The organism is Lentzea sp. NBRC 102530, assembly GCF_030269365.1.
Lineage (GTDB): Bacteria > Actinomycetota > Actinomycetes > Mycobacteriales > Pseudonocardiaceae > Lentzea.
The window spans coordinates 724,715-747,880 of record NZ_BSTF01000001.1 but is presented as its reverse complement, the minus strand read 5'-3'; the positions used below and the strand labels follow the sequence as shown (position 1 = coordinate 747,880).

Below are 23,166 nucleotides of genomic sequence, written 5' to 3'. Positions count from 1 at the left end.
GAAGGGATGGCTGAGTCGTCGATGGAACAGATGGCCGACCGTGACGTACTTCTTTCGACCGCCCGGATCGCCTCCATCCGGCGCCGTGCCGGTGAGTACCCGCAGCGGACCATCGCCGTGGCGAGCGGCGTAGCGCTGTCGTTCTGGGCGAACCCCGGACTGGTGGTCGAAGGCTTCGACCTCACGCCCTCGTCGTTGTTCAGCGACCTGCTCGTGTGGGCCGACAAGGGCCAGGCGTGGGACGTGCTCGAACGTCCCGGCGGCTGGGCCGTTCCCGTCCCGGACGGGGTCGACCCGGGTGAGGCCCAGCGCGTGCTGGACGACCTCGCCGAGTTCCCGAACCGCGCGCTCGGTTCGCTGACGTCGCAGACGCTCGACGAACGCCTCGCGGAGCTCGTTCGCTGGAACGACAACGAGTTCCCGCGCGAACGGCCGAGCATCGTCTCCCTGTTCCGCACCCAGGCCTCCGAACGCCCGGACGCCGTCGCGATCAACGACGGGGACCGCGCGTTCACCTACGGCGAGGTGCTGGCCAGGTCCAACCAGCTCGCGCGGCACCTGCTGGCGCTCGGGCTGCGGACCGAGCAGGTCGTCGGCATCTCGCTCGACCGCTCCGCCGAGATGGTGGTCGGCCTGCTCGCGGTGCTGCAGGCCGGGGGCGCGTTCGTGCCGCTGGACCCGCAGTGGCCGGCGTCCCGGCGCGAGTCCGTGATCACCGACGCGCAGGTCGTCCTGCTCCTCGGGTCCGGCCAGGAGGGTGAGCCGCCGGCCGTCGCGGTGGACCTGGCGGACTGGGGGTTCTCGTCGTACTCCGGTGAGCCGGCCGATGTCGCGATCCAGGGCGCGCAGCTCGCGTACGTGATGTTCACGTCCGGCTCGACCGGCCGCCCCAAGGGCGCGATGATCCGGCACGAGGCGATCAGCGAGCGCCTGCTGTGGCAGGTGCACCAGATCCTCCACTTCGGACACTCCGACGCGTCGCTGTTCAAGGCGCCGCTGTCGTTCGACATCTCGATCAACGAGATCTTCCTGCCGCTGGTGTGCGGCGGCCGGACCGTGGTCGTGCGCTCCGGTGGTGAGCGCGACCCGCACCACCTGCTGGCGACGATCGACCGGCACCGCGTGACGTTCGTGTACCTGGTGTCGTCGATGCTGGACGTGCTGCTGAACATCGCGGGCGACGGCGAGCTGGCGAGCCTGCGGCACGTGTGGTGCGGCGGCGAGGTGCTCACCCCCGAGCTGTACGACCGGTTCCGCACGCAGCTCGACATCCCGATGTACCACGGCTACGGCCCGGCCGAGGCCACGATCGGCGTCTCGCACGTGATCTACCGGGGCGAGGCCGAGCGGCTGTCGACGTCCATCGGCAAGGCCAACCCGAACACCGACCTGTACGTGCTGGACGACGAGCTGCGGCCGTGCCCGGTCGGCGTCGGCGGCGAGCTGTACATCGGCGGGTTCCTGCTGGGGCGCGGGTATGTGAACGCTCCCGGGCTGACGGCGTCGCGGTTCGTCGCGAACCCGTTCGCGTCCGACGGCTCCCGGTTGTACCGGACCGGTGACCTGGCGCGGTTCGCTCCGGACGGGTCGCTCGACTTCCTCGGCCGCGTCGACAACCAGGTCAAGATCCGCGGCATGCGCCTCGAACTGGAGGACGTCGAGGTCGCGCTGGCCGAGCACCCGCGGGTGCGGCACACCTGCGTCGTGGTGCGGAAGAACTCGGCGGGCGGCAACTACCTCGTCGGGTACGTGGTGCCGTCGGACGAGTCGCTGACCTCGGATGCCGTGAAGCAGTGGGCGGTCGAGAACCTCGTCGAGTACATGGTTCCGGCGCACGTCGTGGTGCTGAGCGAATTCCCCTTGACCGCCAACGGGAAGCTCGACCGGCGCGCGTTGCCCGAACCCGTCGTCGAGACCGGCCCGGTGACCGCCGCCGAGACCGACGACGAGGCCGTGATCTGCGCGGCCGTGGCGTCGGTGCTGCGGGTCGAGCAGGTCGGCGCCGACCAGGACTTCTTCGAACTGGGTGGCGACAGCATCCTCGCGATCTCGCTGCTGTCGGCGTTGCGTGCGGAGGGCGTGTTCGTCACCGCCACCCAGATCTTCGTGAACCGCACCCCGCGGGCGCTGGCCGCCGTCGCGTCGCGGGACGGTGCCGCCGCCGTCGACCACGACGACGTGCCGACCGGGCCGGTCGCCGGCCTGCCGATCGTGCAGTGGCTCGGGGAGACCACCGACGCGATCGACGGGTTCGTGCAGTCGGTCGTGCTCAACACGCCCGCCGAGCTCACAGCTGAGTCGTTGACCGCGATCCTGGACGCGGTCGTCGCGCGGCACGACATGTTGCGCGCCAAGCTCGTCCGGGGTGCCGCCTGGTCGTTCGACATCCCCGCGGACGGGCCCGCCTCGTGGGAGCAGAGCGACGCTCCGCTGGAGGAGTGCGTCGCCGCCGCCACCGAGGGGCTGGACCCGGACGCCGGGATCATGCTGCGCGCGGTGTGGCGTCCCGCCGCCCGGCAGCTGGTGATCGTGATCCACCACGTCGTGATCGACGGCGTGTCGTGGCGGATCCTGTTCGACGACCTGGCGCTGGCGTGGCAGCAGGTGTCGTCCGGTGCCCCGATCGAGCTGCGGCCGGTGGGCACGTCGTTCCGGCGCTGGACCCAGCTGCTGGAGCAGGCCTCGTTCGACGCGGACCGCTCCTACTACTCGCGGGAGCTCCCCGGTGTCGACCAGCTGATCGGCCGTCGCGCGCTGTCCGACGCCGATGTCGTCGCGGGCGAACGGATGCGCACGTTCACAGTGGGTTCCTCGGCCACCGCCGCGCTGCTCGGCGACGTGCCGGCGTCGTTCCACGCGAAGGTCAACGACGTCCTGCTGACCGGGCTCGCGGTGGCGCTGGCCCGATGGCGGCGCGACCTCGGCCAGGACCAGACGTTCGCGCACGTCGAGTTGGAGGGCCACGGCCGGGAAGGCCGGTTCGTGCCGCTCGACCCCGACCTGTCGCGCACGGTCGGCTGGTTCACGACGTTGTTCCCGGTCGTGGTCGACCCCGGCACCGGCGATCTCGGCTCGGCGTTGAAGCGGGTGAAGGAAGACCTCGCCCGGGTGCCGAGCAACGGTGTTTCGTACGGCGCGCTGAAGTACCTGGGTGACGCGCGGTTCGACGCGTCGCGGCCGCAGGTGCTGTTCAACTACCTCGGCCGGTTCGCCGGGGGTGCGACCGGTGACTGGCAGCTCGCGGAGAACGCCGGGCAGCTCGGCGAGAAGCGCGACCCGGCGATGCGGCTGCCGCGCGCGCTGGAGTTCAACGCCTCCGCCGAGCCCGGTGCCGATGGTGGCGTCGAGCTGGTCACCGTGATCTCGTGGCCCGACGGGGTGTTCTCCGACGACGACGTCTCGGTGATCGGCTCGTACTTCGTGCAGGCGCTGGAAGGGCTGGCCGCGCTGACGTCCGGCGGCCACTCCCCCAGCGACTTCGACCTCGTCCCGCTGTCCCAGTCCGATGTGGACTCGCTGGATTCCCCGTCGTTGCGGGACGTCCTGCCGCTGACGCCGTTGCAGGAGGGTCTGTACTTCCACTCGGTGTTCGACGACTCGTCGGCGCACCGGTACGTCGAGCAGCAGTTGCTGACCCTGACCGGGCCGGTCGACGCGCGGGCGTTGGAAGCGGCGGCCACTCGGGTGCTGGAGCTGTTCCCGAACCTCGCGGCCCGGTTCGTCGGGCTGGACGACGGGCGCGTGGTCTCGGTGCTGGAGTCGGGGGTCCGTCCCGCCTTCTCCACCGTGGACGGTCAGGGCATGACCGACGAGGAGATCCGGGAGTACGCCGAACGCGACCGCGTGGCCGGGTTCGACCTCGCCCGCGGCCCGTTGATGCGCTACACGCTGATCCGCGTGGCGCCGCAGCGGTTCGTGCTCGTGCAGACCGTGCACCACATCATCGCGGACGGCTGGTCGGTGCCGCCGATGCTGCGCGCGTTGATGGCCGAGTACGCCGCTCCTGGTTCGGTGCACCCGCGCGGCAGTTACGCCGACTACGTGCGGTGGCTGGTCGGTTCCGATGTGGCGGAGAGCGACCGGGTGTGGGCGGCGGAACTCGCCGGGCTGCCCGGGCCGTCGTTCGTGGCGGAGGGGCACGAACCCTCCGAGCTGTTCGCGGACATGGTGGTCGACGCTCCCGCCGGGCTGGACGCGGCCGTGCGGTCGGCCGGGGTGTCGCTGAGCGTGGCCGTGCACAGCGCGTGGGGCGTGACGCTGGGATCGTTGCTGGGCAGCCAGGACGTGGTGTTCGGCTCGACGGTATCCGGCCGGGACGCGGACGTGCCCGGCATCGACGAGATGGTCGGCCTGTTCATCAACACGATCCCGGTGCGGGTGGGGTGGTCCGCCGGTTCGTCCGCCCGGTCGTTGCTCGATGCGGTGCGTTCACACCAGACCGCGGTGCTGCCGCACCAGCACGTGTCGCTGACCCGCATCGGCCGCCAGGCCCCGCACGGGTCGGCGTTCGACACGCTGGTGGTGTTCGACGTGGCCACCGACGTGACGGCGCTGGAAGGCCCGTTCCAGATCGAGTCGGTCGTGAACGAGGGCGCCTCGCACTACCCGTTGACACTGGTGGTCGAGCGCGGCCTGGACGGCGCGTTGCGGTTCAACCTCATCCACGACACGACCGTGGTGCGCACGGAGGTGGCGCGCGCGATCGTCGAGGCGTTCTCCTCTGCCCTGGACTCGTTGCTGCGGCTGGAGAACATCCCCGCGGTGTCGCTGGGAACGGCGCGTCCGGCTGCGGAGGTCGTCCCGGCCACGCTGGCGGAGCTGTTCGACGCCGCTGCTCGGCGCGACCCGTCCGCTCGTGCCGTCACGATGTGCCACCTCGACGGCAGCGCCGAGGGCCTGTCCTACGGCATGCTGGCCGACGCCAAGAACCGCCTGGCCCGCACCCTGGTCAACGCCGGTGTCTCGCCGCGCGACCGGGTGGCCGTGGCGATCGGTCGTTCGCTGCACCAGGTCGTGGCCCTGGTCGGCATCGTGTCGGCCGGCGCCGCCTACGTGCCGCTGGACCTCGCGTACCCGGACGAACGCCTGCAGTACGTCCTCGCCGACTCGGCACCCCAGGTCGTGCTCGTCGAACGTGAACAGCGCGCCCGCTTCGAAGGTCTGCTGGCCGCCGCGGGTGTCCCGGCGCGCGTGCTCGTGTACGGCGAGGAGGTGCCCGGCGAGGCGCGGCTGCCCGCGTTCGACTGGCGCACCCCGGCGTACGTGATCTACACGTCGGGCTCGACCGGCAAGCCCAAGGGCGTCGTCGTCCCGCACTCCAGCGTCGTGTCGCTGCTGGCGAACACCCAGCCGGACATGGACTTCGGCCCGTCCGACGTGTGGACGCAGTTCCACTCGTACTCGTTCGACTTCGCCGTCTGGGAACTCTGGGGCGCGCTGGTCCACGGTGGCGAACTGCTCGTCCCCGACCACGGCCTGACCCGCTCGCCGGTCGACTTCCACGCCCTGGTGCGGTCGCGGGGTGTGACCGTGCTCAACCAGACGCCTTCGGCCTTCTACCAGTTCATCGAGGCGGACCGGCTGGCCGAGCCGTTGCCCGCGCTGCGCCGGGTGATCTTCGGCGGCGAGGCCCTGGAACTGTCGCGGCTGCGCCCGTGGGTGTCGCGCTACGGCGTCGGTCGTCCCGAGCTCGTGAACATGTACGGCATCACCGAGACCACGGTCCACGTGACGCACCGCGTGCTCGACGACGCGGACTTCGCGTCCGGCCGTGAGGTCTCGCCGATCGGTGGTCCGATCCCCGGTCTGCGCACGTACCTGCTGGACGCTTCGTTGCGTGCGGTCGCTCCCGGACAGGTGGGCGCGATCTACGTCGCCGGCGCGCAGCTTTCCCTCGGCTACCACAACCGGCCCGGGCTGACCTCGTCGCGCTTCGTGGCGGACCCGTTCGCCGCGGACGGTTCGCTGATGTACAACTCGGGCGACCTGGCGCGCCGGACGCTGGACGGCTCGTTGGAGTTCGTCGGGCGTGCCGACGACCAGGTGCAGCTCAAGGGGTTCCGGATCGAGCTGGGCGAGGTGGAGTCGGCGATCCGGGCCGTGCCCGGTGTGGTGGACGTGGCCGTGACGGTCGCCGCCACCGCCGACCACCTGGTGGCGCACGTCGTGGGCACGCCTTCAACGGACCTCGCGGTCGCGTTGGGGTCTTCGTTGCCGGCGCACATGGTGCCCGCTCGGGTGCTTTCGCTGGCGGCGTTGCCCTTGACGGTCAACGGGAAGCTGGACCGGCGCGCGTTGGAGGAGCAGGCGCTCGTCGCGGACGACGCGCCGGCGCTCGCCTCCGCGGACACCGCCGCGGTCGACTCGCTGGTGTCGATCTTCGCCGACGTGCTGCCGGGTGTGGCCGTCGACGCCGACACGGACTTCTTCGTGGCCGGTGGGGACAGCATCATTGCGATCGGGGTGGTGAACCGGGCCCGCGCGGCCGGGGTGCAGATGGCGCCCCGGGACCTGTTCCTGCACAAGACGCCTCGGGCGCTGGCGGACCGGTTCGCGGTTGCTCCGGCGCCTGCCGTGGTCACCGAGGTCGTGGACCTGCCGGTGGTGCCGACGCCGATCGTGCTGCGCCAGCGGGAGCTGGGTGGGGAGCTGCGGCTGTTCGCTCAGGCTCGGCAGGTGGCGTGCGGCAGCTTGGCGCAGGCCCGGCGGGTGGCAGGGGCGCTGGTGTCGGCGCACGCGGCCCTCCGCATGCGCCTCACGGTGACGGACGGCGCGTGGTCGTTCGGAATCGATCCCGACTCGCGGGCCCCCTGGGGGGATCGGGTCCCCACTCCCATCGTCTCAAGCGGGTCCGACAGTTCTGGCGATCTTGAGTCCGGCCTGGTCGTGGTGGCCTCCACCGACGACCTCGACGCCGCCGCCGACGAGGCCGCCCGCCGCCTCGACCCCGAGTCCGGTGTCATGGCCGCCTTCACCTACCTCGAAGCCGCCCAGACCCTGGTCATCGTCGTCCACCACCTGGCCGTCGACGCCGTTTCCTGGCTGATCCTCCTCGACGACGCCGAAACCGCCCTCCAGGACAAGCCCCTGGCCCCCACGACGACCCCGTTCGGCACCTACACCAGCGCCCTCACCCTGCAGGCCCAGCACACCACCGGCCTGCGCCGCTGGATCGAGGTGCTCGACACCCCGTCGCTCACCCCGCACGTCGGTGACCAGCGCGAGGTCGCCGTCACGCTGTCGGCCGAGATCACCGACCGGGTCGTCCACACCGCACCCCAGGCCCTGGACCTCGGCCTCACCGAACTCCTGGCAGGCGCGCTCCGCACCGCCCTCACCGAGATCCAGGCGACCCCCACGGACCTGGTGATCGAACTGGAACGCCACGGCCGCGTGCCCGTCGAGGAGCACCACGACTACACGCGCACCGTCGGGTGGTTCACGTCCATCGCGCCGGTCCGGCTGAGCCCGCACACCGACCCCGTCGAGGCCGCGCGCGAGCTCACGGACAACCAGCCGGACGAGGCGAGCCACGTCGGCTACGGGCAGCTCCGGTACCTCAACCCGCAGACGGCGCCGGTGCTCGCCGCGCTGCCACGGCCGCAGGTGTTGTTCAACTACCTCGGGCGCGGCAGTGAGGCGCAGGCGTTGCACCTCGACACGGGGGCGCAGCCGAGTCCGTACGCCGTCGAGGTCAACTGCTGGGTCGACACCACCACGAACAGCCTGAAGGCGACGTTCGCGCTCACCGAGGACGTGTCGGACGAGGTCGCGGCGCGCTGGTTGCTGGCGCTCGAGAGGATCGCGGACGCCAGCACCACGGCGACCAGGACGGCGCCGTTGTCGCCGTTGCAGCGCGGGCTGTACTTCCAGGCGCTCAGCGCGGCCGGGCACTACGTGGCGCAGAGCTACTTCGCGTTCGACCGCAGGCTCGACGCCGAGAAGCTCGGCAAGGCGCTGGAGCACGTCATCGCGAGGCATCCGGTGGTGGGAGCCGGGTTCGCGGACGAGGACGGCACGCCGGTCCAGGTGCTCAACCGCGCCGGCAAGGTCGAGGTGCGCACGGTCGACGTGCTCAACCAGGACGCCGTCGCGTCGCTGCGCACCGAGGACCGGGCCACGGGCTTCGACCTCGAACGGCCGCCGCTCGTCCGGCTCACCGTGCTCAGGCTGCCGGACGGCCGGGACGCGTTGCTGTTCAGCTACCACCTGCTGCTGTGGGACGGCTGGTCGCGCGAGATCGTGTTGCGCGACCTGTTCGGGGCCTACCAGGCGTTGCTGACCGGGCAGGCGCCGACGACCGAGGCGGCGCCGAGCTTCGAGAACCACTGCCGGCAGCTGGCGCGCAAGGACCAGCAGGCCGCGGAACGGTTCTGGGCCGACTACCTCGCCGACCTGCCGGGGCCGACGCTGCTGGGCGACGGGTCCACTTCGGACACATTGCCGACGAAGATCGTGCGCACGCTGTCCGAAGAGGACTCGGACCGGATCCGCGCCACCGCGAGCCGCAACGGGGTCACGCTCAACTCCGTCGTCACGGGCGCGCTCGGCCTCCTGCTCGGCAGCGAGACGGGACGGGGTGACGCGGTCTTCGGCGTCACGGTCTCCGGCCGCGAGGAGGAGGGCACCGAGGGCATCGTCGGCGTGCTGCTCAACACCGTGCCGATGCGGATCTCGGCTCAGCCGCAGGACACGACCCGGGCCTTCCTCGAGAACGTGCAGGCCTCGCGGGTCGACGCCATGGAGCACGAACACGTCGGGCTCGGCGAGATCCAGCGGGCGAGCGGCGCCGACCAGCTGTTCGACACCCTGTTCGTGTTGCAGAACTTCCTGGACGACAGCACGTTCGACGAGCTGAACGCACGGAACGGGATCGTCGAGCACGAGTCGGAGGACTCGACGCACTACCCGTTCACCTGGGTGGTCACGCCGGGCAGGCAGCTCACGGTCAAGCTCGAGTACCGGCCCGAGGTCACCGAACCCGAGCAGGCGCACCGGTTGTTCGACGAGTACGTCAGGATCCTCGGCGACCTCACGCACGCCGAAGCGCTCGGCGCGGTCGCCGGCACCGGACCGGAGCCGGAACTCAACCCCGCCACCGACTTCGGCGACCTCACCGTGGTCGACCTGTTCGACCAGGCGGCGGACCGCAACCCGGACCGGACCGCTCTCGTCGCGCACGGGAAGACGATGACGTTCGCGGAACTCCGGGACCGCAGCCGCCACCTCGCGGGAGTCCTGAAAACCCGCGGCATCGGCACGGAGACGCCGGTCGCCATCGCGGTGCCGAGGTCGCTCGACTGGGTCGTCGCGTTGTTCGGCATCCTGCGCTGCGGCGCCGCCTACGTGCCGCTGGAGCTCGACCACCCGGACGAGCGCATCGCCGCGATCATCGACGACGCCCGGCCGAAGCTGATCATCACGACCTCGAAGGTCGCCCCGCGCATCCAGGGTGAGACGTTCGTGCTCGACGAGCCGTGGCCGGACGCCGAACCGCACATCACCTTCAACGAGAACGACCCCAACCGGCTCAAGCACGCCGCCTACACGATCTACACCTCCGGCAGCACCGGCAAGCCGAAGGGCGTCGTCACCGAGTACGCGGGCCTGACCAACATGCTCGTCAACCACCAGCGCCGGATCTTCGAACCGGTGCTGGCCGAGCACGGGCACCGGACGTTCCGGATCGCGCACACCGTGTCGTTCGCGTTCGACATGTCGTGGGAGGAGTTGCTCTGGCTCGCCGACGGCCACGAGGTGCACATCTGCGACGAGGAACTGCGCCGCGACGCGACCGGCCTGGTCGAGTACTGCCTGGCACACGAGATCGACGTCATCAACGTGACGCCGACCTACGCGCAGCAGCTCGTCGCGGAAGGCCTGCTGGCGAACGAGGAGCACAAGCCCGCACTGGTGCTGCTGGGCGGTGAGGCGGTCACACCGGCGCTGTGGCAGCAGCTCGCCGACACCCCCGGCACGATCGGCTACAACCTCTACGGCCCGACCGAGTACACGATCAACACGCTGGGCGTCGGCACGTTCGACTGCGTCGACCCGGTGGTCGGCGTGGCGATCGACAACACCGACGTCTACGTGCTCGACCCGTGGCTGCGGCACGTGCCGGACGGCGTTCCCGGCGAGCTGTACGTGTCGGGTGTCGGCATCGCGCGCGGCTACCTCGGACAGCCCGGGCAGTCCGCCGAACGGTTCGTCGCCTGCCCGTGGGTCCCGGGGCAGCGGATGTACCGGACGGGTGACCTCGTGATCAGGCGCGCGGACGGCAACCTGCTCTACCTCGGCCGTACCGACAAGCAGGTCAAGATCCGCGGCCACCGCGTCGAACTCGGCGAGGTCGAGGCGCGGTTCGCCGCCCACGGCAGCGTCCGGTTCGTCGCCGCCGTCGCGCAGGCCGACCCCCAGGTCGACGGCGCGTACCGGCTCGCCGCGTACCTGGTGCTCGACGACGGCGCCGACATCCCGTCGATCGCGGCCGAGGTCGGCGCCGGCCTGCCGGACTACCTGCGCCCCACGCACTTCGCCCAGGTCGACGCGATCCCGCTCACGGTCAACGGCAAGGCGGACACCTCGGCCTTGCCCGAGGCGCGTCCGCTGGGCACGCTGATGACCAAGGTCGAGGACCGCGAGCTGACCGGGACCGAGACCGTCGTCCGCGAGCTGTTCGCGGAGGCGCTCGATCTCGACGAGGACGAGGTGGGCATGACGAACGGCTTCACCGAACTGGGCGGGCACTCGATGCTCGCGGTGCGGCTGATCGGCCTGCTGCGCCGCGAGTTCGGCCCCGTCGTCACGATCCGCGACCTGATGTCCCTCTCCACCCCCGAAGCGATTGCGCGCCACGTTGACGAACACTGAAGTCCGCACCGGCAAGGAGATCCTGCGGATCGCCCTGCGCCGCAACCGCGGAGCCATGACCGGTGGAACCCTGCTCATGGGGTCCTACCAGGCCGCCGAGACCGCCGTCCCGATCCTGCTCGGCGTGATCGTCGAGTACGCCCTGCGCGGCGGGCGGCTCAGCTCGCTCGGGCTGGCGCTGCTCGCGCTCGGGCTCGTCATGGCGACGGTGTCGTACTCGTGGCGGTTCGGCATGCGGATCCTGCAGAAGGCGAACACCACGGAGGCGCACCGGTGGCGCGTCGCCGTCGCCGACCGCGGCCTGCAGCCGGTGGCGCGCGAGGTCGACCTGAAGTCCGGCGAGGTCCTCACCATCGCCACCGAGGACGCCGACCAGACGGCGGACATCATCGAGGTGGTGCCGCTGCTGATCAGCTCGCTGGTGTCGGTGGTGATCACCGGCGTGGTGCTGGCGGTGATCAGCGTGCCGCTGGGCGTGCTGGTGTTCGCCGGCACGGCGGCGATCCTCTCCGTGCTGAGCGTGATGTCCCGGCGGATCGGCGCGAGCACCCAGGTGCAGCAGGCGAAGGTCGCGCGGGCCGGCGCGAAGGTGTCGGACCTGATCGCGGGACTGCGGCCGCTGCACGGGTTCGGCGGCAGCTACGCGGCGTTCCAGGCGTACCGGCGGGTGAGCACCGAGGCGAAGAAGCAGTCGATCGTCGTGGCGCGGGTCAACGGCGTCTACGCGGGACTGGGGCTGGCGCTCAACTCGTTGCTGGCGGCCGCGGTCACGCTCTGGGCGGGTGTGCTGACGTTCCAGGGCGCGATCAGCGTCGGCGAGCTCGTCGTGGTGGTCGGCCTCGCGCAGTTCCTGATCGAACCGCTGAAGCTGTTCTCCGAGATGCCGAAGTACGTGATGATCGCGCGCGCCTCCGCCGACCGGATGGCGTTGGTGCTCGCCGCACCGCCGCGCATGACGCCCGGCACGAAGGAACCCGCGCCGGAGAGCGGCCTCGAACTCGTCGGCGTCACGCACGGAACGTTGCGGGACCTGCACTTCGCGGTGCGGCCCGGTGAGTTCGTGGCGATCGCCGCCTACCAGCCGCAGGCCGCCGCCGAACTGGCGTCCGTGCTGTCCGTCGAGGTCCCGCCGGCCTCGTACGACGGCGTGGTGCGCGTCGGCGAGCACGACCTCGCGGCGTTGAGCATCGAGAGCGTGCGCACCCACCTGCTGGTCAACCCGTCGCACCACGAGGTGTTCGCGGGAACGTTGCGGGAGAACGTCGATCCGTCCGGCACCAGCACGCTGGTCGACGAGGCCGTGTCCGCCGCGATGCTGACCGACGTCGTCGCCCTGCATTCCGACGGCCTCGACCACGCCGTGCGCGACCGGGGCGCGAACCTGTCCGGCGGGCAGCGGCAACGCCTCTCGCTCGCCCGCGCGCTGGCGGCGAACCCCGAGATCCTGGTGCTGCACGACCCGACGACGGCCGTGGACGCGGTGACCGAGCAGCTCATCGCCCGCAACCTCGTCGAACTCCGCCGGGGCCGGACCACCGTCGTGATCACCAGCAGCCCGGCGCTGCTCGACGTCGCGGACCGGGTGGTCGTGCTGGACGAGGGCGCCGTGACGTCCGTCGGCACGCACCGCGAACTGCTCGGCCGCGACTCCTCCTACCAGCTGGCGGTGGCCCGATGACCCGGTTCGAGTGGCGCGGACCGGCCACCCTCCGCTTCGAGGACGTGCTGGAGCCGGTCGAACTCCAGCAGGAGGGCGACGTCTGGGCGGCCGAGGTCGAGCTGCCCGCACGGCTGCGGGTGACCTACCACTTCGTGGACGCCGACGGCGAGGAGCACGCCGACCCGCGCAACCCCGAGGCCGCAGGGCCGAACCGGTCGATCTTCGCGACGCCGGACCTGGAGCCGCAGCCGCACTGGCCGGTCGCCGGGCCGGACGAGGTGCACGACGTGCCGGCGCTGCGCATCCGGTGGAACGGGTCGTTGGGGCGCAAGACGGTGCGCGTGCACCAGGGCGGCGAGCCGGTCGTGCTGCTGCTCGACGGCGACGACTGGATGTACGTGCACCCGGCCGTCGCGGCGTTCGAGTCGGCGGTGAAGAACGGCGAGATGCCCGCCGCGACGCTCGTCTTCCTGCCCACGCCCCGGGATCGTGACGCCGAGTACAACTCCCCCGAGCTGTGGCGGGCGATCCGCGACGAGCTGCTGCCGTTGCTCGCGGACAACGGCGTGCCGGTCGACCTGGCGAGGTTCGTGGTGGCCGGGCAGAGCCTGGGCGGGCTCAGCGCGTTCCGGGCCGCCCTGGACTTCCCCGGCCTCGTCACGAAGGTGGCGTGCCAGTCCGGGTCGTTCTGGTGGGCGCGAGACCTGCCGCAGCACGGTCTCTCGCTCGACGGACCGGCCGGCGGTGACATCGCGGAACGGCTGCGCGAGCAACCGGACCTGTCCGGGCTGGAGGTCGCGTTCGACGTCGGCGAGCACGAGTCCCGCATGCACCGGCACTGCGAGGCCGTCGAGGAGCTGGCCGCGCGGGCGGGGGCGACCGTGCACGTGCACCGCTCCCCCGCCGGGCACGACCGGGCGGGCTGGCGGCACGCGCTAGTGCGCGACGTCGCTGCGCTGCTCGGTTAGGTCCCAGCTGGCCAGCAGGCGCAGGTTCTGCTCGGACGGCGATCCCGGCTCCACCGTGTGCAGCGCGATGGACATCTCCGGGTCGCCGTCCACCGTCAGCGACTCGTAGGCGACGGTGATCTCGCCGACCACCGGGTGGTGCAGGGTTTTCGTGCCGTGCGCGTGCAGGTGCACGTCGTTGTCGGCCCACCAGCGGCGGAAGTCGGGGTCGCGCACCGAGAGTTCGCCGACGAGGGCGGCGAGCTTCGGGTCGTGCGGGTGGCGTCCGGCGTACATGTGCAGGTGCGCGACGGCGAGCCGGGCGTTGGCCTCCCAGTCGTCGTAGAGCTCGCGGGCCGCCGGGTTCAGGAACATGAACCGGACGGCGTTGCGGTCCTTCGGCTCCCCTCCCCCGAAGTCGAGGTAGAGCGCTTTCGCCAGGGCGTTCGTCGCGAGCACGTCCGAACGGCGGCCGAGCAGCATCGCGGGGACGTCGGCCATCGAGTCCAGCGCCCTGAGCAGGCCCGGCCGGACGCGTTGTGGCGGCAGCGCCCGGGTTCTGCGGGTCGGTCTGGCCACTGTGCACAGATGGGCGCGCTCGACCTCGTTCAACCGCAACGCCCGCGCCAGCGCGTCCAGAACGGACTCGGAGACGTTCACGTCCCGGCCGCGTTCCAGCCGCACGTAGTAGTCGACGCTCACCCCGGCGAGCTGGGCGACCTCTTCCCTGCGCAGCCCGGGAACGCGGCGCGTGCCGGGCAGCGCGGGCAGCCCCGCCTCCTCGGGCGTGACCTTGGCCCGGCGGGAGCGGAGGAACTCGCGGAGTTCGGTGTTCACCACATCAGCGTAGGGCGGTTCGCGACGACGTGCGGGGTACTGGCAGGCCCTGTCACGCGACCCCGGACGGGGTTCTAGTGGAGACATGGAACAGAGGGTTCTCGGTACGACCGGCATCACGGTCAGCTCGTACGCGCTCGGCGCGATGACGTTCGGCAGCTTCTCGATCGGCGACCACGACGAGTCGGTGCGCATGATCCACACCGCGCTCGACGCGGGCATCAACTTCATCGACACCGCGGACATCTACTCGCAGGGCGAGTCGGAGGTGATCGTCGGCAAGGCGATCAAGGGCCGCCGCGACGACGTGGTGCTCGCGACGAAGTTCGGCCTTCCCGTGGGCGACGACCCGAACACCCGTGGCGGCGCGGCACGCTGGGTCAAGCGGGCGGTCGAGGACAGCCTGCGGCGCCTGGACGTCGACCACATCGACCTCTACCAGATGCACCGGCCCGACCAGCACACCGACATCGACGACACCCTGGCGGCGCTCACCGACCTGGTGCGGGCGGGCAAGGTCCGCAGCATCGGCTCGTCGGCGTTCCCGGCGAGCGAGATCGTCGAGGCGCAGTGGGTGGCCGAGAAGCGCGGCCACCAGCGGTTCCGCACCGAGCAGCCGCAGTACTCGCTGCTCGACCGCGCGATCGAGGCCGACGTGCTGCCGACCGTGCACCGGCACGGCATGGGCGTGCTGACCTGGAGCCCGCTCGCCGGCGGGTGGCTGTCGGGCCGCGTCGACCCGGCCGCCGGCAGCGCCACGCGGGCGGCCTGGGGCGGCATGTTCGACCGGGAGGACCGCGACAACCAGGCGAAGCTCGCGGCCGTCGAACAGTTCGCCGAGCTCGCCGCCGAGGCCGGGGTGCCGTTGCCGACGCTCGCCACGGCGTTCGTGCTCAACCACCCGGCGGTGACGTCGGTGCTGCTCGGCGTGAGCAAGCCGCAGCACCTCGCGAGCCTGATCGAGCACTCCGGCTTCCGGCTCACCGAGGACGTGCTCGACCGGATCGACGAGATCGTCCACCCCGGCACGAACGTGCGGCAGAAAGACGCCTTCATCCTCACGCCGGTCATCCAGGACAAGCGGTTGCGTCGTCGTTAGTCCTGCAAGGGCCACACCTCTACAACGCCGTGCGCCACCGCGCACGGCGTTTTGGCGACCATGTCGACGGCCTCCTCCAGCGAGTCGGCCTCGATGAGCGCGAACCCGGCGATCGGCAGCGCGGAGGTCATGAACGCACCCTTGTCGACCGTCGTGCCGGTGGCGCCGGGATTGCGCACCTGCACGGGCGCGCCGGCGATGCCCATCTCCGCTCCGGCCGCCCGCAGCCGTTCGTCGTGGGCGTGCGCCTCGTCGCGGATGACCGGGTCCGTCCTGTCATACCCCGAGCGCTCCCCGTAGCCGATCGTCACGAACCTCATCGCTGAACCTCCTCGATCCGGGATCTTCAGCAATACCGACTCCGGGTGCGCGCCAAACTCATCGGCGCGTTCATCGACTGCTCACCTCCTGGCCGCGACGGCAACCCCTGGCGCAGGTGCTGGACCGCGAGTTCCCCGAACCGGTCGTCTCCGGCGGCGGCTCCCGCTCCGACCTGATGATGCAGATCCTCGCCACCGTCTTCGCCCGCCCGGTGCGCCGCACGCGGACGAGCGACGCCGCCGGCCTGGCGCGGCACGGAGTACACCGATCCGCCGTTCGCGTCGCTTCGCCCTTAAATGCGTGTTGACCGCGTACGTGCGCGGCGCCGCCCTCCGCTAGGTTTCCCCAGTCCTGGCTGAGAAAGTGCATTCGAGGGTGAAGCTGTGCGGTTGCCGGAGTCGGCGTTCGAACAGGCGAAACTGGGGTCCGGTCACCTCCTCGCGGTGACGTCGCCACCGGGCGCCGAACGAACACGGCACCTGGTCGGCGCAGTCGAACGGGCTCAGGCGCGCGGGTTCGCCGTGGTGTGGACGACGTGCCGGGAGCAGGCGCCGCCGTACTGGCCGTGGCACGCGGTGCTGGCGAGCCTGGGCGGGGACGCCGCCGCGCTCGACGCCGAGCCGGCAGAGTGCGCGCGGAAGGTCGTGGCCGTGCTGGCCGCCGGGCCCGCGATGGTCCTGGTCGACGACATCGACCTCGCGGGTGAGGAGACGGTCAGGCTGCTGGAGGCGGTGGCGGGGCAGGTGCACCGGCTGCCCGTGGTCATCGTCGTCACCTCGGCCCGGCCCGCGGGCCTCGGCGAGCCGGTGCGGCTCGTCGACCAGGCGCACGCCGCCCTCGCCGCCGGCCGCATCACCGAGGCCCGCGACCTGCTCGACCAGGCCGCCCGCGACGGCGATCCCGAAGCGGCGCTGGGCCTGCCCGGCATGTGGGTCAACAAGTTCCGCGCCAGGGCCGACCGCGCCCTCGCCATCGCCCGCCTGCACGAGGCCCTGGACCGCGGCCCGGCCGAACCCCTGCGCACCCGGCTGAGCACCAGGCTCACCGCCGAGCACGCCTACGACCGGCGGGAGACCGAGAGCGTCCTGAAAGCCCTCGACGAGGCCAGGGCGACCGGTGACCAGTTGACGTTGGCCGAGGCGTTGTCGCTGACCCACCACGCCCTGTGGTCCCCGCCCCACAACGCCCACCGCCGCGAACTCGCCGACGAGCTGATCACCGTCGCCTCCGCCGCGGGCCTGGACCTGTTGGCGCTCAGCGGGTTGTGCCGCCGCACGATGGACCTGTTCTGCCTGGGTGACCCGCACGCCGAACGCTCGCAGGCCGAACTCGCCCGCAGAGCCGCGCACCACCCCGGCCTGATGTTCTTCCACGCCGCGATGGACGTCATGCGCACGATCCGGGCGGGCCGGTTCGAGGAGGCCGAGCAGAAGTCGCTGGCCTGCGCCGAACTGGGGCTTGAAGCCGGTGACGTGGACGCGGAGACGTTCCACAGCACGCACCTCTTCGCGATCCGCTGGCTGCAGGGACGCGGCGGCGAACTGGTCGACCTGGCCGAGCAGGTCACGCACTCCCCCACGTTGCCGGACCTGGAGTTCAGCTTCGAGGCCGCGCTCGCGTTGCTGGCCCTCGAAGCGGGGCAACGGGATCGGGCGCGGTCGGCGTTGCACCGGTTGACCATCAACGGACTCGCGGCCGTGCCGTTGTCGAGCACGTGGATCACCTGCATGTTCTGCGTCGTGCACGTGGCCGCGGCGCTGAACGAGGCAGGCATCGCGCGCGAGGCCTACGAGCTGCTGGCGCCGTTCGCCGACCAGCCCGTGGTGCCGGCCACCGCGATCGTCTGCTTCGGTTCGACCGAACTGCTGCTGGGCATCGCCGCGGTGACGTTCGGCGAGCCGGTCAAGGCCGTCGAGCACCTGGAACGGGCCGTCACCACCAACATCCGGCTCGGCAACCTGCCGATGACGGCCTACGCCCGCGCCACCCTCGCGCAGACGGTGAAGGGCGAGCGCGCGAAGGCGTTGTTCGACGTCGCGATCGACGACGCCGACGCGATCGGCATGACCGCGCGGGCGGCCATGTGGGCGCGGCACCGGGACGGACTCACCGACCGGGTGGTGATCCGCAAGGAGAACGTGTGGTGGGTGGTGTCCCACCACGGCAGGGAAACGCGGGTCGAGGACCTCGTCGGTATGCGGTACCTCGCCCGGCTCGTCGCCGATCCGGGCATCGAGATCCCGGCGCTGGAACTCGTGGGCGGGCAGGACAGCGGCAACCAGCCGTTGCTCGATCCCGTGGCCCGCGCGGCCTATCTCACCCGCATCCGCGACCTGCGGGCCCAGCTGGACGACACCCCGTCGCCGCGGGTCGAGGCCGAGCTGGAGGCGTTGCTCAGCCACCTCGAACGCGAGACCGGCATGGGCGGGCGCGGCCGGAACTTCGCTGGACCGGCCGAACGCGCCAGAACCGCTGTGCGCAAAGCGATCCGGCGGGCCATAGACACGATCGCGACGAGCGAACAGTCCACAGCGGACGCCTTGCGCGACGCCGTGACGACGGGCTACCGCTGTTCCTACAAGCCCACCTGATCTTGACCACCGCACGGCCGTCGGCTCGCCACCGACGACGAGCACTCTCTTGTGCACGGGGGGCGCCGGTGGGGCGCCACACACCGCACAAGGAGAACGATGGACAAGCAAGGAGTGCTGCAGCGCCTCACGCGGTTCGGCGTGATGGGGCTCGCGGCCCTCGGCATCATGACCGTCACGGCGGGGGCGGCCGAGGCGAAGCAGACGTGCTCGACGGGCACGAACCACACCATCTGCTTCACGATCACCAAGGTGGGTTCCGACACCTACGACGTGAGCGTCGGCCTCGACGCCAAGATGTCCCGCGCGGACGCGCAGAACATCATCGACCAGCCCGGTGACCCCGTCGACGCGTGGGCGATGGGCGCCGACTGGTTCGACAACGCCGAGTTCCGGATCCCGATCTCCTGGGTCCGGGCGACGGACAACGGGCTGAGCGCGCAGTTCTACATCCAGGTCCCGTACAACGCCCTGGACGAGGACTCGGACGGCGGCGACGAGCTCTACGCCCGCGCCCGCCTCTTCGACACCCGCACGTCGACCAAGACGTACAAGTCGAAGGAACTGCACAGCCCGTTCTAAAGCCGATCGGTGCCGCCGAGGGGGCGGCATCGCCCGGATGAAGGCAGGCGCCGTGGTTCGTCCCCCAGCACGGACCACGGCGCCGGCCCGGCGGCCCGCATCCCCCGACACGGGCCGCCGGGCCGGCCACCGCCCGACCCGCCGCCGGCGGCGCCCCTGCTAACCGGCCAGAACCGCGGCTTCCCTGCGGCGCAACGCGATCCCGGGTTCCATGCCGAACTCCTCGACCAGCAGCGCCCGCACCCGCCGGTACGTCCGCAGCGCGTCACCCGCGCGGCCCGCCCGGTGCTGGGCCTCCATCAGCAGCTCCCACAACGACTCCCGCAACGGGTAGAGCGCGACGAGCCGTTCGAGCTGCGTGATCGCCTCCGCGTGCCGGCCGGCCACGCACAGCGCCGCCGCGTGGTTCTCCTCCGCGAACGCCACCGCCTCGCGCAGCCGCACGATCTCCGCCCCGGCCCAGCCCTCGAGCGGGCAGTCCGCGAGCGGCTCACCTCTGTACAGCCTCAACGCCTCCGCGTACCTGCCGCGGCGCAGGTGCTCGTCGAACTCCTCGACGTCGGCCACGACCTGCGTGACGTCGAGCAGGTAGCCGGGTTCGCGGGTCAGCACGACCCCGTCGGCGCCCGCGAGTTCGAGCGCCCGGCGGACCTTCGCGACGTGCCCCTGCAACGTCTTGGTCGCCGTCGGCGGCACGTCCTCGCCCCACAGGCCGTCGACCAGCGCCGAGCTCGACACGAGCCGCCCGGTCCGCAACGCCAGCAACGCGAACACGGCACGCCGCCGCGCGCCGGTGAAGTGCACCGGGCCGTTCGGGCCGCGGACTTCGAGCGGCCCGAGCAGCCGCACCTCGACCTTCATCACCATTCCCCTCCCCTTGGACACCACTGAAGGCGTGCCACGGGTGTGCCGCGCGGTGTCACATCACCGCCCGATCACCAAAAGGTCACAGGCGGATATACCGACCGACCACTCAGTCGGTGGTTCTGGTGTGCTCGATCCATGGACATCGAGAAGGCCATCGCACGTCTCGACCTGGCGCGGAAGGTCCGGCTGCTGACCGGGTCCGCGCTGTTCGCGCTGCACCCGGAGCCCGAGATCGGCCTGGTGTCGCTGAAGCTGTCCGACGGCCCGACCGGTGTCCGCGGTGCCGAACTGCGCGGCGGCACGATCGCCTGCGTGCTGCCGAACGCCACGTTGCTCGCCCAGCACTGGGACGTCGCACTCGCCCGCGAGGTCGGCGAGGTGCTGGCGGACGAGGCGGCGGCACAGCAGGTCCACGTCGTGCTGGGCCCGACGATCAACCTGCACCGCACGGCGCTCGGCGGCCGGCTGTTCGAGGCCTACAGCGAGGACCCGCTGCTCACGGGGGTGATCGCGGCCGCGTACGTGCGGGGCCTGCAGGACAAGGGCATCGCGGCGACACCGAAGCACTACGTGGCCAACGAGTCCGAGACCGAGCGGCGCACGGCGAGCATGGTGCTCGACGAGAAGACGTTGCGCGAGGTCTACCTGCTGCCGTTCGAGATCGTGGTCGCGGACTCCGCGCCGTGGGCGATCATGGCGGCCTACAACAACGTCAACGGCGTGCCCGCCACCGAGCACACCGAGCTGGTCGAGGGCGTGCTGAAGGGCGAGTGGGGGTTCGACGGCCTGCTGATGTCCGACTGGTTCGCCACGAAGTCGACGGCGGCGAGCGCGAACGGCGGCCTCGACCTCGCGATGCCCGGTCCCGGCGGGCCGTGGGAGGACAAGCTGGTGGCGGCCGTGCAGGCCGGTGAGGTCGCCGAGTCCGTCATCGACGACCACGTGGCCCGGTTGCTGCTGCTGGCGTCGCGGACGGGCGCGTTCGGTGCTGAGCGTTCGTGGCCCGCGGACCTGCCCGCCCCCGACAGCGAGGTGCGGCGGGAGCAGCTGCGGAGGTTCGCGGCGGGCGGCATGACCGTGCTGAAGAACTCCGGTGTGCTGCCGTTGCAGGAGTCTTCGGTTGCTCTGGTCGGACGGCACGCGGTCGCGACCGTCGCCCAGGGCGGCGGATCGGCCGGGGTGCGGCCACCGCACGTGATCAGCATCGCCGACGGCCTGACCTCGCGACTCGGTTCATCGCTGTCCGTTGTGGACGGTGTCGAGGTGCGGCTGCGGTACGCCGCGCCGGCACCTGGTGTGCTGAAGGACATCCGCGCCACGACGTACGACGCCGACGGCGAGGTGCTGGCGTCGCGGGACATGGAGATCGCCGAACTGGCCGCGTACGGCGGCTGGGCGCAGGGGGCCGCGTCGATCGAGGTGTCCGGCGAGGTCGTGCTGGACGAGCCGGCGCGGATGCTGATCGGCGTGCGCGGGTTCGGCGAGTGGACGATCGACGTGGCGGGACGCCGGCACGCCGCGGTGCTGGCCAGGGGAGCCGGGATCGTCGAGGAGGCGCTGCTCAAGCCGCCGCACTGGACGGCCGAGGTGCTGCTCTCCCCCGGCGACCGGATCACGGCCCGTGTCCGCGGGGCGGTCGCGCTGGCCGGCCTGATCACCCAGCCCGTGCCGCGCGCTCCCGCCGACGCCATCGGTGCCGCGGTGCGGGCCGCGCGCGAGGCGGACGTGGCGGTCGTGGTCGTGGGGCTCACCGAGGAGCAGGAGACCGAGGGCTTCGACAAGACGACGCTGGCGTTGCCGGGCGAGCAGGACGCGCTGGTCGCGGCGGTGGCGGCGGCCGCGCGGCGCACGGTCGTGGTGGTGAACGCCGCGACGCCGGTGTTGATGCCGTGGCTCGCGCAGGTCGACGCGGTGCTGTGGGCCGGGTTGCCGGGGCAGGAGGCCGGGGACGCGGTGGCGGCGGCGCTGCTCGGCGAGATCGAACCGGCCGGGCGCCTGGTCACCACGTTCCCGCGGGCCGACGCCGACGTGGTGCCGCTGGTGCCGGTCGACGGCGAGCTGGCCTATTCGGAGGGGACGGCCGTCGGGTACCGGGGTGCGACGGATCCGTTGTTCTGGTTCGGGCACGGGCTCGGGTACACGACCTGGGAGTACGGCGACGCTGCGGCGACCGGCGCGGACGGGGTGATCGGCTCGGTGTCGGCCGAGGTCACCAACACGGGGTCACGGCCGGGGCGCGAGGTCGTGCAGGTGTACCTGCGGCCGTCGGACGAGCCGGTTCGGCTGATCGGGTTCGCCGGTGTCCACGTCCGGCCCGGCGAGACCGTGCGGGTCGAGGTCCTCTGCGACGCTCGCGCCCAGCGCCGGTGGTCCGGTGGCTGGCAGCCGATCACCGGCGATGTGCTGATCGCGCGCGGCCTGGGCGACGTCCGCGTCACCCTGCCCGCTGATCGTGGAGTGAGGTGACGCGGTGTCCGTCCCGCCGAGGTATCGGGCCAGGTCGCGCGGGGACGTCTCCGGCGAGGAGTCACGCGCGAAGGCCGTGGCCGTCGCTACCGAACTGTTCGCGCTCACAGGGTTCAAAGGAACTTCGGTGGCGGCCGTCGCGGCGAGGACCGGGCTCTCGCAGTCCGGTCTGCTGCACCACTTCCCCAGCAAGGCGGCGCTGCTCACCGCCGTGCTGGAGGAACGCGACCGGCAGGACGGCGACTTCCTGGCCGGCGGCTCGGGCCCGCCGCTGGGCTGGGCGGCGTTCGACGCGCTGGCCGCCCTGGTGGCCCGCAACTCGACCCGGCCGCACCTGGTGGGCCTGTTCGTGCGGCTCGCCGCCGAGGCGACCGAACCGGGCCATCCCGCCCACCAGTGGGTCCACCGGCACTACCGCGGCCTCAGGCGGTGGCTGACCGATGCCGTGCGGACAGGTCAGCAGCAGGGTGAGATCGCGCAGGGCGCGCCGACCACCGCGATCGTCCGCACCACGATCGCGGTGGTCGACGGGCTGCAACAGCAGTGGTTGCTGGAGCCGGACGAGGTGTCCATGACGGCCGAGTTCGAGGTGTTCGTCGCAACCCTGCGCGCACGCTGGGGTCGCTGAGCGAAACGCAAGGTGGTGGCCCGGTTCAGTCTGGGGGACCCGTCCGGGCCACCGGTCTTGCGGTAGGTGGCCGACGTGCGCGGTGACTTTCACACGCCGGCCGGGTTCTTGGGGGAACCGAACCCGGCAACTGCGCCGACCCCCATTCCCAGGTGTCGGGCCTGGCGGCGCAGGTACCGGATCTGGACACAAAGATGACAGGGGCCCTGCACAGATTTCGCCCAGGCCGTGCACAGACCGCGAGATTGTGCGCGAGTATGGGGGTGCACCCGGATCCTGATCATCGAGGAGCGATC

Annotated in this window: 11 protein-coding genes; 8 read left to right on the top strand and 3 right to left on the bottom strand. The window is 71.5% G+C overall.

Going from position 1 to position 23,166, the window contains the following annotated elements; translation table 11 throughout:
• Nucleotides 1-6 precede the first annotated feature (6 nt).
• The 3 genes from QSK25_RS03290 to QSK25_RS03280 are packed head-to-tail and all read left to right on the top strand — an operon-like array spanning nt 7 to nt 13,500.
• Nucleotides 7-10,872 carry a non-ribosomal peptide synthetase gene (locus QSK25_RS03290; protein ID WP_285632356.1) on the top strand — a complete coding sequence of 3,622 codons (10,866 nt, stop codon included), beginning with the start codon at nt 7-9 and terminating at the stop codon, nt 10,870-10,872.
• On the top strand, nt 10,859-12,550 hold the full coding sequence (locus QSK25_RS03285; RefSeq protein WP_285632354.1) for an ABC transporter ATP-binding protein: 1,692 nt from the start codon (nt 10,859-10,861) through the stop codon (nt 12,548-12,550). Before QSK25_RS03290 ends, QSK25_RS03285 begins: the two co-directional genes overlap by 14 nt.
• Complete coding sequence (locus QSK25_RS03280) at nt 12,547-13,500, top strand: alpha/beta hydrolase-fold protein (RefSeq protein WP_285632351.1); 954 nt, start codon at nt 12,547-12,549, stop codon at nt 13,498-13,500. Before QSK25_RS03285 ends, QSK25_RS03280 begins: the two co-directional genes overlap by 4 nt.
• Here QSK25_RS03280 and QSK25_RS03275 read toward each other — a convergent pair.
• Complete coding sequence (locus tag QSK25_RS03275) at nt 13,468-14,316, bottom strand: helix-turn-helix transcriptional regulator (protein ID WP_352235703.1); 849 nt, start codon at nt 14,314-14,316, stop codon at nt 13,468-13,470. The genes QSK25_RS03280 and QSK25_RS03275 overlap by 33 nt on opposite strands.
• 85 nt (nt 14,317-14,401) lie before the next feature.
• Here QSK25_RS03275 and QSK25_RS03270 point away from each other — a divergent pair, with 85 nt between their 5' ends.
• Entirely contained in the window at nt 14,402-15,415 is a 1,014-nt protein-coding gene (locus QSK25_RS03270; protein ID WP_285632348.1) for an aldo/keto reductase, read from the top strand.
• On the opposite strand, the gene QSK25_RS03265 is transcribed toward QSK25_RS03270, so the two are convergent.
• Complete coding sequence (locus tag QSK25_RS03265) at nt 15,412-15,735, bottom strand: YciI family protein (RefSeq protein ID WP_285632345.1); 324 nt, start codon at nt 15,733-15,735, stop codon at nt 15,412-15,414. The genes QSK25_RS03270 and QSK25_RS03265 overlap by 4 nt on opposite strands.
• Nucleotides 15,736-16,119: 384 nt before the next feature.
• Here QSK25_RS03265 and QSK25_RS03260 point away from each other — a divergent pair, with 384 nt between their 5' ends.
• Entirely contained in the window at nt 16,120-18,327 is a 2,208-nt protein-coding gene (locus QSK25_RS03260; RefSeq protein ID WP_285632342.1) for a hypothetical protein, read from the top strand.
• A 99-nt stretch (nt 18,328-18,426) separates the two neighbouring features.
• Nucleotides 18,427-18,909: a hypothetical protein gene (locus tag QSK25_RS03255; protein ID WP_285632339.1), complete on the top strand. Its 483-nt coding sequence runs from the start codon at nt 18,427-18,429 to the stop codon at nt 18,907-18,909.
• Nucleotides 18,910-19,068: 159 nt separating this feature from the next.
• Here the strand turns inward: QSK25_RS03255 and QSK25_RS03250 are convergent, their stop codons facing one another.
• Entirely contained in the window at nt 19,069-19,776 is a 708-nt protein-coding gene (locus QSK25_RS03250; RefSeq protein ID WP_285632334.1) for an AfsR/SARP family transcriptional regulator, read from the bottom strand.
• A 135-nt stretch (nt 19,777-19,911) separates the two neighbouring features.
• Between QSK25_RS03250 and QSK25_RS03245 the strand changes: the two genes are divergently transcribed.
• A complete protein-coding gene (locus tag QSK25_RS03245; protein WP_285632321.1) occupies nt 19,912-22,242 on the top strand; it encodes a glycoside hydrolase family 3 protein in 2,331 nt (776 codons plus the stop codon).
• Nucleotides 22,243-22,246: 4 nt separating this feature from the next.
• Nucleotides 22,247-22,870: a TetR/AcrR family transcriptional regulator gene (locus QSK25_RS03240; RefSeq protein WP_285632311.1), complete on the top strand. Its 624-nt coding sequence runs from the start codon at nt 22,247-22,249 to the stop codon at nt 22,868-22,870.
• Nucleotides 22,871-23,166: the final 296 nt, after the last annotated feature.

Bases quoted from the DNA above. Each gene is read 5' to 3' on its own strand.
- QSK25_RS03270 (WP_285632348.1), top strand. From the start codon at position 14,402: ATGGAACAGAGGGTTCTCGGTACGACCGGCATCACGGTCAGCTCGTAC.
- QSK25_RS03290 (WP_285632356.1), top strand. From the start codon at position 7: ATGGCTGAGTCGTCGATGGAACAGATGGCCGACCGTGACGTACTTCTT.
- QSK25_RS03280 (WP_285632351.1), top strand. From the start codon at position 12,547: ATGACCCGGTTCGAGTGGCGCGGACCGGCCACCCTCCGCTTCGAGGAC.
- QSK25_RS03245 (WP_285632321.1), top strand. From the start codon at position 19,912: ATGGACATCGAGAAGGCCATCGCACGTCTCGACCTGGCGCGGAAGGTC.
- QSK25_RS03250 (WP_285632334.1), bottom strand. From the start codon at position 19,776: ATGGTGATGAAGGTCGAGGTGCGGCTGCTCGGGCCGCTCGAAGTCCGC.
- QSK25_RS03265 (WP_285632345.1), bottom strand. From the start codon at position 15,735: ATGAGGTTCGTGACGATCGGCTACGGGGAGCGCTCGGGGTATGACAGG.
- QSK25_RS03255 (WP_285632339.1), top strand. From the start codon at position 18,427: ATGGACAAGCAAGGAGTGCTGCAGCGCCTCACGCGGTTCGGCGTGATG.